Below are 11,910 nucleotides of genomic sequence, written 5' to 3' on the forward strand. Positions count from 1 at the left end.
CGCCCCGGCCCCCGCCCTGTCCGCCGCGACCGCTGCCGCCGCTGCCGTTCCTGCCGTTGCCACTGCTACGCATCAAAGTGTCCGTACGTCGTTACCGTCTGGGATGTGCGGTCGTTTCGGCCGACCTCACCGTCCCCCTACCGATCGGGCGCTGCCCGGTCGGCCTCGCCACTGCCGTCCGCGGCCTGCGCGGCAGCGGCGGCGACCGCCTCCGCGATCATCGTGCCCTCCAGGGACTCCGCTTCCACGTCGTCGACCTCGGGCAGGAAGGGAGCGAGCTCCGGCAGCTCGTCCAGGCCGCGGAGCCCCATCCGTTCCAGGAAGTAGTTCGTCGTCCGATACAGGATCGCACCTGTTTCGGGCTCGGATCCGGCCTCTTCCACCAGTCCTCGCTGTACCAGGGTACGCATCACGCCGTCACAGTTCACACCGCGGACGGCGGAAACCCGGGATCTGGACACCGGCTGCCGGTACGCGACCACCGCCAGGGTCTCCAGCGCGGCCTGCGTGAGCCGGGCCTGCTGGCCGTCCAGCAGGAAGCGGTCGACGGCCTCGGAGCAGGTGTCCCGGCTGTAGAACCGCCAGCCGCCGGCCACCAGCCGCAGGTCGAAGCCCCGGCCCTGGGCGCCGTACTCGGCGGACAGCTCGTGCAGTGCCGCGGCCACCTCGGCCCGGGGCCGCTCCAGCACCCCGGCCAGCCGCGCCTCGGTGACCGGCTCGTCGACGACCATCAGGACCGCCTCCAGCTCGGCCCGCAGGCCCGGCCCGCCGGGCTCCCGCGCGTCGGCGGCCGGCGGGGCCGACTTCTGGTGCACCACCCGTGCCTCGGCCGCCACCGGCGCCTGGGCCGGAGCCGGGGCCGGCCCCTGCTCCGGCAGCAGCTCGAAGGCCGGCTCCAGCCACTCCCCGTCCCGAGGCCGCCCCGGCAGCCCGAGCGGGCGCCGCACCGGCCGCCCGCCGTCGTTCCCGGCACTCATCGCCGCTCGTCCTCCTTCTCCGGCCGCCCGGGCTCCTCCGGCGGCCCGGGCCGCTCCGGCTCGCCCGGCGGCCGGTCGAACTCGTCCGTCACCTCGACCGGCCCCCGGCCCTCCTCGGCCACCCAGCGCACCCTCAGCTCGCCGAGCGCCTCCGGCTGCTCGAAGGCCAGCACCCGCTCCCGGTACAGCTCCAGCAGCGCCAGGAAGCGGGCGACCACCACCAGGGTGTCCGGCGCGTCCGCGACCAGCCGCTGGAACGAGGCCTCGCCCAGGTCGGTCAGCAGTCCGGCCACCAGCCCGGCCTGCTCCCGCACGCTGACCGGCGGGGTGTGGATGTGGTCCACGTACACGACCGGCTTCGGCCTGGGCTCCATCGCCTTGGCCGCCAGCTCGGCCAGCCGCTCCGGCCCGATGGTGATCACCACCTCGGGCAGCAGCTCCGCGTGCCGGGGCTCCAGCCCGACGGTCCGGGGCCTGCGCAGCAGCTCGGCCGCCCAGCGCTCGCCGAACAGCGCCGCCGCCCGCTTGTACGCCCGGTACTGCAACAACCGCGCGAACAGCAGGTCACGCGCCTCCAGCAGGGCCAGGTCCTCCTCGTCCTCGACCTCGGCGACGGGCAGCAGCCGGGCGGCCTTGAGGTCGAGCAGGGTGGCGGCCACCACCAGGAACTCGGTCGCCGCGTCCAGGTCCCAGTCCGGGCCCATCGCCCGGATGTGCGCCATGAACTCGTCCGTCACGGTGGCCAGCGCCACCTCGGTGACGTCCAGCTTGTGCTTGGCGATCAGGCTGAGCAGCAGGTCGAAGGGGCCCTCGAAGTTGTCCAGCCGTACCCGGAAGCCGCCCCGCGACTCGTTCTCGGTCGCGTTCACGGCGCTGGCGGCTGGTTCGACGGTGCTCGGCATGACGGTCCATCTTCACCCGGCCGCGCCGCCCGCCCCGCCACGGGGCCACCGACACGCCGCCCGGCCGACGGCCCCGGCACCCCCGCTGCCGGCCGCTACCGGCCGCGCAGCCGCCGGACCAGGATCGAGGCCTCGCCGCGCTGCTCCAGGTCCGCCAGGACGACCGCGATGGCCTCCCGGACGATCCGCCCGCGGTCCACGGCCAGGCCGTGCTCGCCGCGCAGCACCAGCCGGGTGTGCTCCAGGTCCATGAGCTCCTCGGCGGACACGTACACGGTGATCTTCTCGTCGTGCCGCTCACGCCCGCTGGGGCGGCGCGGCGCGCGGCCACGCGGCCGGGCGCGCCCGGCGGCACCCGTCTGCTCCTCGGCGGCACCCGGGTGGGTGCGGGCCGCCGGAGCGGTGGCGCCTCGGCCGCCGGACACGGTCTTCCCGGCCGGGGCGGCGCCCTGCGGGGCCTGGGCCCCGGCGGCGGACCGCTGGGCGGGCGGCTGCGCGGGCGACGGCACCGCGGCGGCCGACTGCTGTTCCTGCGGCACCTGCCGGTCGTCCTGGGCGCCCTGGGCCCCCTGGACGGCCTCGGCACCCTCGGCGCCGTCCGTGCCGTTGACGGTCCGCGCGGTCTCCGGTCTGGCTGCCTCGGCGGCCGGACGCGGCGCGAGGGACGGCGACAGCGCCATCCCCCCGGTGGTCCGGAACAGCTCGTCGGCACCCGGGAGACTCACTCGGCGGGGCGGCACCGGTCGAGCACCTCCCTGGCGAGCTGGCGATAGGCGGCGGCACCGACCGAGTTGGTCGCGTACGTGGTGATGGGCTCGCCGGCGACGGTGGTCTCCGGGAAGCGCACGGTCCGCCCGATGACGGTGTGGAAGACGTGGTCGCCGAACGCCTCGACGACCCGCGCCAGCACCTCGCGGCTGTGCACGGTGCGCGAGTCGTACATGGTCGCGAGGATGCCGTCCAGGCGCAGCTCGGGGTTGAGCCGCTCGCACACCTTCTCGATGGTCTCGGTCAGCAGCGCGACACCGCGCAGCGCGAAGAACTCGCACTCCAGCGGGACGATCACGCTGTGAGCGGCCGTCAGCGCATTGACCGTCAACAGGCCCAGTGAGGGCTGGCAGTCGATGATGACGTAGTCGTAGTCGGGCAGCAGCGGCTTCAGGGCGCGTGCCAGCGCGGACTCCCGGGCCACCTCGCTGACCAGCTGCACCTCGGCGGCGGAGAGGTCGATGTTGGAGGGCAGCAGGTCCATGCCCGGCACGGCGGTCTTGAGCAGCACCTCATCGGCCGTCAGTCCCCGCTCCATGAGCAGGTTGTAGACGGTGACGTCGAGCTCCATCGGGTTGACGCCGAGGCCGACGGAGAGCGCGCCCTGCGGGTCGAAGTCGACGAGGAGCACCCGGCGGCCGTACTCGGCCAGCGCGGCGCCCAGGTTGATGGTCGACGTGGTCTTGCCGACGCCGCCCTTCTGGTTGCACATGGCGATGATCTGGGCGGGGCCGTGCTCGGCGACCGGCGCGGGGATCGGGAAGTACGGAAGCGGCCGGCCGGTCGGGCCGACCCGCTCACGGCGCTGGCGCGCGGCGTCGGGGGCCAGCGTGGCGGCGTACTCCGGGTCCGGCTCGTACTCGGCGTCCGGGTCGTCGTAGGCGCCGTAGGCGAACTCGCCGTAGGCCAGGCCGTAGGCCGCCAAGTCGGCGTCGTGATCGGTCACCGTGGTCACCTGTGCTGTGTTCTGGCGTGCTTCGAAGGTACGGAGTGCGACCGAGCCGACCTCGGCCGAGCCCACGGAGGGCTGCCGGGCCCCGGGCTCCTCACTCGGCTGGCCGGCGGTGTGTGCCGCCAGTCCTGGCTGACCACCCCCGGGAGCAATTGTCGACTCATTCACAAGTCGTCTTACCTCCTTGGGCATCCAGGACTCTATGTCGATTCGTCAGCGTGGCAGCATGCCGACGGTTTGCGACTCTAGGCCGTTCAAGGCGTTCGCAGCAACACAATCCACGGTAGTCGGCCCGATGTGTCGACTATCAGGCGGGCTGCTGTCAAGGGATGAGAGGGCCGTTGACCCTAACGTTTCTGCGGGCGGGTGATACGACTGATCGAAATTGACGACAGAGCGACCTGCCCGGTCGACCCGTCGTTCACGGGCATGGCGAAGCCCCCGACCCGATCAGCTCGGGTCGGGGGCGAACGACCGCCGTGCGGTCAGGGAGTTCAGGCGAGCACGCTCTCCAGCGAGACCGACTCCAGGCCGAAGGCCTCGGCCACGGCCGGGAAGGTGATCTGACCCTCGTGCACGTTGAGGCCCTTGGCGAGCGCGGCGTCGCGGCGCAGCGCCTCCTTCCACCCGCGGTTCGCCAGCTCCAGCACGTACGGCAGGGTGGCGTTGGTCAGCGCGTAGGTGGAGGTGTTCGGGACGGCGCCCGGCATGTTGGCCACGCAGTAGAAGACCGAGTTGTGGACCTTGAAGGTCGGGTCGTCGTGCGTGGTCGCGTGCGAGTCCTCGAAGCAGCCGCCCTGGTCGATGGCGATGTCGACGAGCACGGAGCCCGGCTTCATCCGGGAGACCAGCTCGTTGGTGACCAGCTTCGGGGCCTTGGCGCCCGGGATCAGGACGGCACCGACGACCAGGTCGGCCTCCAGGACGGCCTTCTCCAGCTCGAAGGCGTTCGACACGATGGCCTTGACCTTGGTGCCGAAGATGCGGTCGGCCTCGCGCAGCTTGTTGATGTCGCGGTCCAGCAGGGTGACCTCGTAGCCCATGCCGATGGCGATGGTGGCCGCGTGCCAGCCGGAGACGCCACCGCCGATGACGACGGCCTTGGCCGGGTGGGTGCCGGGCACGCCGCCGGGCAGGGTGCCGCGGCCGCCGGCCGGACGCATCAGGTGGTACGAGCCGACCTGCGGGGCCAGGCGGCCCGCGACCTCGGACATCGGGGCGAGCAGCGGCAGCGCGCCGTTCGACAGCTGAACGGTCTCGTACGCGATGGCGGTGGTGCCCGAGGCGATCAGCGCGTCGGTGCCGGCCCGGTCGGCCGCCAGGTGCAGGTACGTGAAGAGGGTCTGACCCTTGCGCAGCCGGTGGTACTCGGAGGCGATGGGCTCCTTGACCTTCAGCAGCAGGTCGGCGGTGGCCCACACCTCGTCGGCGGTGGGGAGGATGGTGGCGCCGGCGGCCACGTACTCCTCGTTGGGGATCGAGGAGCCGACACCGGCGTTGTCCTCGATGTAGACCTCGTGTCCGTTGCGGACCAGCTCATGCACGCCGGCGGGCGTGATGGCCACGCGGTACTCGTGGTTCTTGACCTCGCGGGGGATGCCGACCTTCACGGCTAAACACGTCCTCTTGCCATGGGGGTCCCGACCGGAGAAGACCGGTGGGCGACGCGCACGTGGGGAAGCACCGGGACAGCCCGGGGCAGGGGATCGCTGCGCGACTGAGTTCGAGTGTAATGAAGCCCAGGCGGCCTGTCAGCCTTCCAAATCGAATAATTTCGCCGAACACATTGGCAGGTTCGTAGGCTTCCGCTTCGACTTACCTGCCAAAGATGCCGTAACCGGGCACCTTCGACAATACTCCCGAAACCGCCCTCACCACCCGCCGTCGACGCGTTCCCGCAGGTCCGCGAGGGCCGCCCCGACGGCCTCCCGGCCCCGCTCGTCGCCCAGCCTGCGCAGCACGGCCAGCGCGGCCCGGTACTCCCGGTCGGCCTCGTCGAAGCGGCGCTGCGCGGTGTGCGCCTCGGCCACCCGGGCCAACAGCCGGGCCTCCGCCGCGTGGTCCCCCAGCGACTGCCGCAGGCCGAGCGCCCGCCCGTACCAGTCGGCGGCCCGCACCGAGTCGCCCAGTGCCCGGTGACAGCCGGCCGCGGCCTCCAGGGCCCGGGCGCACAGCGGTTCGTCGTCGGCCGTACGGGCGTGCTCCAGGGCGGCCCGGTAGTGCGCGGCGGCCTGCTCCCATCGGCCCGCCCCGACCTGGAGGTCGCCCAGGTTGAGCAGTGCGGCCGAGGCCCGACGCGGGCGGCCGTGGCGCTCGGCGACGGTCAGCACCAGCTCGTGCAACCGGTACAGGTCGGCGGGCGCGGCCTCGCCGGTCAGCGGCAGCGTCCGCAGCAGCGCGGTGACCAGCCGACCGGCCGAGCCGTCCAGGTCCCCCTGGCCGATCGCGTCGGCCACCGCGCCGAGCAGCAGCTCCCGCTCGCCGAGCAGCCACCCCCGGGCGTGCGCGGCCGAGCGCAGCCGCAGCGCGGCCGGCAGCGGTTCGGGGGCGGGGCCCGCGGCCGGGTCGAGCAGGGCGCGGGCCGACTCGGTGAGCCGGACCAGCCGCTCCAGCAGCCGGGCCCGGGCCAGTTCGGTCTCGGCGGGCCGGTCCTCCCGCTCGCGCAGCCGGACCAGCCGCGGGTAGAGCCGCCCGGGCACCCGGTAGCGCGGGGTGCCGTCGGCCGCGGCGGCCTCCTCGCCGAGCAGCTCCCGCTCGGCCAGCGCGGCCAGCGTCGCGGCTGCTTCCGGCGCCGGGCAGCCGACCAGGGCGGAGGCGGTGCGCGGGTCGGCGGTCTGCGCGGGGGCCAGGGTGAGCATGCGCAGCATCCGCGCCTGGGCGGGCGGCAGGGTGCGGTAGACCAGCGTGAACGCACCGAGCAGCGGGTCGTTGTCGGGGACGGGCACCGGCTCGGCCGGCTCCGGACCGGGCTTCACCCAGGTCGACGGATCCCCGGCCGCCTCGGGCACGGGCTCCGCCGCCTGCTCCCCCTCCTTCTTCCGCACCGAATCCCGCACCGAATCCCGCGCCGAATCCCGCGACGGTTCCGGCGACGGTTCCCGCGACGGATCCGAAGGCTGCTTCCGCGCCGGCCTCTGCTGCCGCTTCCTCGGCGTCTCCTCCTCCGGCGCCGTAGCCGCCGCGGCCGAGTTCTCCTCCCCCACCACCCGGTTGAGCTCGCGCGCCGCGTCGGTGACCGCGATCTTCGGGTCGCCGCGCAGCCACCCCGCCATCAGCCGCAGCGCGGCCGGGCCGGCGGCGCACGCCTCGGCCAGGTCGGCCCCGCCGACCGGGTCGCAGGAGATCCGGGTGCCGCCGACCAGGTCGGCCAGCAGCTCGCCGGAGGCCTGCCGGTCCAGCCCGCCGAGGATCACCGGGTCGATGTCCTCGATCCCGGTGAGCGGCCCGGCCGTGGTGGCCAGCACCAGGCAGCCCGGCTCGTCGGCGAGCAGCGGCCACACCTGCCCGGCGTCCCGCACGTCGTCCAGCACCAGCAGCACCCGCCGCCCGACCAGTGCCTCCCGCAGCGCCACGCAGCCCGGTTCGTCCCGCCCGTCCTCGACCGCCCCGGGCAGCGGCACGGCGGCCTGCGGGTCGAGCTGTTCGAGCAGCAGCCGGGCGGCCCGGCCCGGCGGCACCCGCCCGCCGTCCGGGGCGGAGAGCCGGGCGAACAGCACACCGTCCGGGTGGTCGGCGGCGACGGTGCGGGCGAAGCGGGCGGCGAGCGCCGTCCGCCCGGAGCCGGGGCGCCCGGCCAGCACCAGGACCGGGCAGCGGCCGCTCACCGGACGGGCGGCGGCCGCCCGCAGCGCGGCCAGTTCGGCGCGCCGCCCGGTGAACAGCGCGGGCCCGGCGGGCAGCCGCTCCAGTCCCGGGACGGTCCCGGCGGGCGCGCCGGAGCCGGGGTCCATCGTCGCCGTCTTCCTCGCCACCCGTGCCACTCCCGACGGTCATCCCGCGTCCAGCGGCCGGCGGTCAGCGTCCGGTGCTCGACGGAGGCGGCCCGGGACGGGGCGCCCTGTCTGCGAAGCGTAGTTCGACCGTCCGGCTCAGCCGAGGTGACATCCGGTCGTACGAACCGGTGAATCACCCCAAGGCATCAACCCGGGCGGTCCGCTCACTTCTCGAACGGCCTGGCGGGCCACGGCGAGTCCGCCGGGCGCAGCCCGTCCAGGCCCTCCGGAGAGGTCAGCGCGGCGTGCACGGCGAGGGTCCCGGTGACCAGGGTCGGGTTGTGCAGCCGCCCGGCGAGGATCAACCTGATCAGTTCGGGCACCGGCACCCAGGCGACCTCGATCTCCTGCTCCTCGCCCTCGGCCGCGAAGCGCTCGCCGTCGGCGGTCGACAGGTCGGTGGCCAGGAACATCCGCAGCGCCTCGTCGGTGCCGCCCGGGGAGGTGTAGTAGTCGGCGAGGATCCGCCAGGTGTCGGCCTTGCGGTACGCCTCCTCGTACAGCTCGCGCTGCGCGGCGTGCCACGGGTTCTCGCCGGGCACGTCGAGCAGGCCGGCCGGCAGCTCCCAGAGCCGCTGGCGGACCGGGTGGCGGTACTGGCGCAGGACCAGCACCCGCTGCTCGTCGTCCAGGGCGAGCACCGAGACGGAGCCGGGGTGGGTCTGGTAGTCGCGCCGGGCCCAGCTGCCGTCCGGCATCCGGACCTCCTCGCTGCGCACGCCGGTGACCTTGCCCTGGAACGGCGTCCCGCTCGCCCGGACCTCCCACTCCTCGGCCGTGTCGGCGATCACCAGGCGGCTCTGCTCGTCCATCGCTCTCCCCTTTTCGTCAGTACGACACAATCTAACGCCGAACGGCGGCCCCGCGGGAATCGCGGGACCGCCGTCCGGTGAACGACCGACGACCTACTCGGCGGCGCCGGCCTCGACGGCACCGGTCTTGATGTCGATGGCCGCCTTGACCAGGCCCGCGAACAGCGGGTGCGGGCGGGTCGGGCGGGACTTCAGCTCCGGGTGGGCCTGGGTGGCGACCAGGTACGGGTGCACCTCGCGCGGGTACTCGACGTACTCGACCAGGTCGCCCTCGGGCGAGAGACCGGAGAACACCAGGCCGGTCTTCTCCAGCTCCGCGCGGTAGGCGTTGTTGACCTCGTAGCGGTGGCGGTGGCGCTCCTCGACGTACTCCTTCCCGTCGTACACCTCGCGCACGATGGAGCCCTCGGCGAGCCTGGCCGGGTACAGGCCCAGGCGCATGGTGCCGCCCAGGTCGCCCTCGCCGGCGACGATGTCCGTCTGCTCGGCCATGGTGGATATGACCGGGTGGGCGGTGGCCGGATCGAACTCGGTGGAGTTGGCGTCCGGGATGTCGGCCAGGTTGCGCGCGGCCTCGATCACGACGCACTGCAGGCCGAGGCAGAGGCCGAGCAGCGGGATCTTGTTCTCGCGGGCGAACCTGATCGCGCCGACCTTGCCGAGCACACCGCGGTCGCCGAAGCCGCCGGGGATGCAGATGCCGTCGACGTCGCCGAGCTGTGCCTTGGCCCCGTCCGGGGTGTCGCAGTCGTCGGAGGTGACCCACTTGATCTTCACGCGGGCCTTGTTGGCGAAGCCGCCGGCGCGCAGCGCCTCGGTGACCGACAGATAGGCGTCGGGCAGGTCGATGTACTTGCCGACCAGCGCGAGGGCGATCTCGTGGTCGGGGTTGTGGACGCGGTCCAGCAGGTCGTCCCAGGTCGTCCAGTCCACGTCGCGGAACGGCAGGTCCAACTTGCGGACGACGTAGGCGTCCAGGCCCTCGGCGTGCACGACCTTCGGGATGTCGTAGATCGAGCGGGCGTCGGGGCAGGCGACCACGGCGGCCTCGTCCACGTCGCACATCAGCGAGATCTTGCGCTTGATGGCGGTGGGGACCTCGCGGTCGCAGCGCAGCACGATCGCGTCCGGCTGGATGCCGATGTTGCGCAGGGCGGCCACGGAGTGCTGGGTGGGTTTGGTCTTCAGCTCGCCCGAGGGGCCGATGTACGGCAGCAGGGAGATGTGCACGACGAGGACGTTGTCCCGGCCGACCTCGTGGCGGACCTGTCGGACGGTCTCCAGGAACGGCAGCGACTCGATGTCGCCGACGGTTCCTCCGACCTCGGTGATGACGACGTCGACCTCGTCCGTCGCCATCCTCCGGACGCGGTGCTTGATCTCGTTCGTGATGTGCGGGATGACCTGCACGGTGTCACCCAGGTACTCGCCGCGCCGCTCCTTGGCGATCACGGTCGAGTAGACCTGGCCCGTCGTGACATTGGCGGTGGCGTCCAGGTCACGGTCGAGGAAGCGCTCGTAGTGTCCGATGTCGAGGTCGGTCTCGGCACCGTCGTCGGTGACGAACACCTCACCGTGCTGGAAGGGGTTCATCGTGCCCGGATCGACGTTCAGGTACGGATCCAGCTTCTGCATCACGACGCGCAGGCCACGGGCCTTGAGCAGCATGCCCAGGCTGGAGGCGGTGAGGCCCTTGCCGAGCGAGGAGGCGACACCCCCGGTGACGAAGATGTGCTTGGTCGTCGTGGATTTCGGCGGCATGGCCAAGAGAGGGCTCCCGTGGTCGCGGCTGGCTGGGGGAAGGCGCGGCTCGTCAGGGCGCATCGGTCGCGGCGGAGCCGTGTCCGGAGACGTGCGTGAGGATCTCCGTGTCGCAGTCGAGGATGTGCGGTAGCGCTCCGAGCGTGTCGACGACGAAGCCGTACAGTCTGGTCTCGTCCTCGACGCACACGTCGGCCAGGATGTTGTGACGCCCTGTCGCCGCGGCGCAGAAGGACACCTCGGGACATCGGGACAGGGCGGTGCCGACGGTTTCGAGGCCCGCCGGGTGGATCTTCAGTCGTACCCGTGCCTTCACGGGGAGGCCCAGGACGGCCGGATCGGCGACGGTCCGCAGGCGCAGCACCCGGCGCTCCAGGAGGGAGGCCACCCGCCGCCCCGCCGTGGCGGTGGAGAAACCGAGTTCCTTGCCGAGGTCGGTGAGGCTGATCCGGGCGTTCCGCGTCAGGACGTCGGCAACGCGCCGATCGGTGGGCGTGAGGTCGTATCGGCGTGCGGGTCCGGGCAAAGGCTGGACCAGGCTTGCCCGCAAGCGCTTCTCCTCCTCCTCGGTCAGGACGGGGGCGTGCCACTCGGCCTCGGTTCGGAACGAGCGCAGTGTGATGTGTGCACTGAGCACCGTGGCGTCGGCGAGGCCGGGTACCCCCTTCAGCGGGGACGGCAGACGCGGCCGTCCCTCCACGAACAGGTGGCACCACAGGAGGCCGGCCCCTCCGCTCACAGCGGCGACGTTAAGCACATCAGGGTGCTTTGCCAATCCTTGAGGGATATTTTCCGGACAACCCATTGCGGTCCGCAGTCGAAGGTGCACGGAGTGTCCGAGCCCGCTGTGCAGGGGGTCGTATTCGGCCGTGCAGCGGATGGCCCCCGTGCCCAGGAGCCGCTGGACGCGTCGTGCCACGGTGCGCTCGTGCTCGCCGAGGATGCGTCCCACCTCTGCCACGCCGGCCCGGGGGTTGATCTGGATCGCTGCCGCGATGCGCTGGTCAAGACCGTCACAGGCGTCTGAATCGTTCATCATGTCGCAATGATGGCAGGATCTTTGTCAGAAAGACGATGGGCGTTGTCGGGATTGATCGGATGAGGCAGACTCGCAGACCCATCGCCGAAGTGGCGCCTGGAGAGCTTGCCGTATCCGACTGCCCGTACGGGCCGAAAGGACAGGGCTTTGTTGGGCGAGAGCACCACCGCAGCGGTTCAGGACCCCCTGACCTCCAGCGCGTTCCGCTCTGTTCTGGGGCGTTTCTGTTCCGGCATCACCGTCGTCACCGCCATGGGGCCGACCGGGCCCGCCGGATTCACCTGCCAGTCGTTCTCGTCGCTCTCCCTCGACCCGCCGCGCATCATCCTGTGCGTCAGCCGCACCTCGACCAGCTGGCCCGTCATCAGGAGCCGTACGTCCTTCAGCGTCAACGTGCTGTCACAGAACCAGCGTTCGCTGTGCGAGCGGTTCGCGCGCTCCGGTGGTGACAAGTTCCAGGGCGTGGCATGGACCGCGTCTCCGGACGGGGCGCCGCGCCTGGACGGTGCCGCCGCGTGGATCGACTGTCGCGTGCACACCGAGCACGACGGAGGCGACCACCTCGTGGTGATCGGTGACGTGCGCCGGGTCGAGGCGCCGGCCGAGTCACCACAGCCCCTGCTGTACTACCGCGGCCAGTACGCGCGGATCGCCAACACCTTCTGACCGACGCGTGGCGAGGCGGCACATCGCGCCGCACGGCGTGC

Annotated in this window: 10 protein-coding genes; 1 reads left to right on the forward strand and 9 read right to left on the reverse strand. The window is 72.5% G+C overall.

Annotated features, from left to right (window positions below; genetic code table 11):
• Positions 1–137 precede the first annotated feature (137 nt).
• The 9 genes from J0670_RS15435 to J0670_RS15475 form a co-directional block, all read right to left on the reverse strand.
• Positions 138–731: an SMC-Scp complex subunit ScpB gene (locus J0670_RS15435; protein ID WP_243437057.1), complete on the reverse strand. Its 594-nt coding sequence runs from the start codon at positions 729–731 to the stop codon at positions 138–140.
• A gap of 242 nt (positions 732–973) precedes the next feature.
• On the reverse strand, positions 974–1,879 hold the full coding sequence (locus J0670_RS15440) for a ScpA family protein (RefSeq protein ID WP_207812137.1): 906 nt from the start codon (positions 1,877–1,879) through the stop codon (positions 974–976).
• Between the two features lie 95 nt (positions 1,880–1,974).
• Positions 1,975–2,559 (reverse strand): hypothetical protein, encoded by a 585-nt coding sequence (locus J0670_RS15445; protein WP_243437054.1) that lies wholly within the window; start codon positions 2,557–2,559, stop codon positions 1,975–1,977.
• Positions 2,560–2,600: 41 nt separating this feature from the next.
• The gene (locus J0670_RS15450) at positions 2,601–3,668 is read right to left on the reverse strand and encodes a ParA family protein (RefSeq protein WP_374199850.1); all 1,068 of its coding nucleotides are present in this window, start codon (positions 3,666–3,668) and stop codon (positions 2,601–2,603) included.
• A 425-nt stretch (positions 3,669–4,093) separates the two neighbouring features.
• Positions 4,094–5,209 (reverse strand): alanine dehydrogenase, encoded by a 1,116-nt coding sequence (gene ald / locus J0670_RS15455; RefSeq protein WP_207812139.1) that lies wholly within the window; start codon positions 5,207–5,209, stop codon positions 4,094–4,096.
• 261 nt (positions 5,210–5,470) lie between these two features.
• Entirely contained in the window at positions 5,471–7,570 is a 2,100-nt protein-coding gene (locus J0670_RS15460) for a tetratricopeptide repeat protein (protein ID WP_207812140.1), read from the reverse strand.
• 185 nt (positions 7,571–7,755) lie between these two features.
• Positions 7,756–8,403 (reverse strand): NUDIX hydrolase, encoded by a 648-nt coding sequence (locus tag J0670_RS15465; RefSeq protein ID WP_207812141.1) that lies wholly within the window; start codon positions 8,401–8,403, stop codon positions 7,756–7,758.
• Positions 8,404–8,496: 93 nt separating this feature from the next.
• Positions 8,497–10,164, reverse strand: a complete 1,668-nt coding sequence (locus J0670_RS15470; protein ID WP_207812142.1) for a CTP synthase — start codon at positions 10,162–10,164, stop codon at positions 8,497–8,499.
• Between the two features lie 52 nt (positions 10,165–10,216).
• Positions 10,217–11,203, reverse strand: a complete 987-nt coding sequence (locus tag J0670_RS15475) for an Lrp/AsnC family transcriptional regulator (RefSeq protein ID WP_207812143.1) — start codon at positions 11,201–11,203, stop codon at positions 10,217–10,219.
• Between the two features lie 150 nt (positions 11,204–11,353).
• Between J0670_RS15475 and J0670_RS15480 the strand changes: the two genes are divergently transcribed.
• A complete protein-coding gene (locus tag J0670_RS15480) occupies positions 11,354–11,869 on the forward strand; it encodes a flavin reductase family protein (protein WP_243437056.1) in 516 nt (171 codons plus the stop codon).
• Positions 11,870–11,910: the final 41 nt, after the last annotated feature.

It is taken from the genome of Streptomyces sp. FH025, from assembly GCF_017427025.1.
Lineage (GTDB): Bacteria > Actinomycetota > Actinomycetes > Streptomycetales > Streptomycetaceae > Kitasatospora.

Excerpts from the sequence above, each read along its gene's own strand:
- J0670_RS15470 (WP_207812142.1), bottom strand. The coding sequence starts at position 10,164 with ATGCCGCCGAAATCCACGACGACCAAGCACATCTTCGTCACCGGGGGT.
- J0670_RS15440 (WP_207812137.1), bottom strand. The coding sequence starts at position 1,879 with ATGCCGAGCACCGTCGAACCAGCCGCCAGCGCCGTGAACGCGACCGAG.
- J0670_RS15465 (WP_207812141.1), bottom strand. The coding sequence starts at position 8,403 with ATGGACGAGCAGAGCCGCCTGGTGATCGCCGACACGGCCGAGGAGTGG.
- J0670_RS15475 (WP_207812143.1), bottom strand. The coding sequence starts at position 11,203 with ATGATGAACGATTCAGACGCCTGTGACGGTCTTGACCAGCGCATCGCG.
- J0670_RS15445 (WP_243437054.1), bottom strand. The coding sequence starts at position 2,559 with ATGGCGCTGTCGCCGTCCCTCGCGCCGCGTCCGGCCGCCGAGGCAGCC.
- J0670_RS15435 (WP_243437057.1), bottom strand. The coding sequence starts at position 731 with ATGGTCGTCGACGAGCCGGTCACCGAGGCGCGGCTGGCCGGGGTGCTG.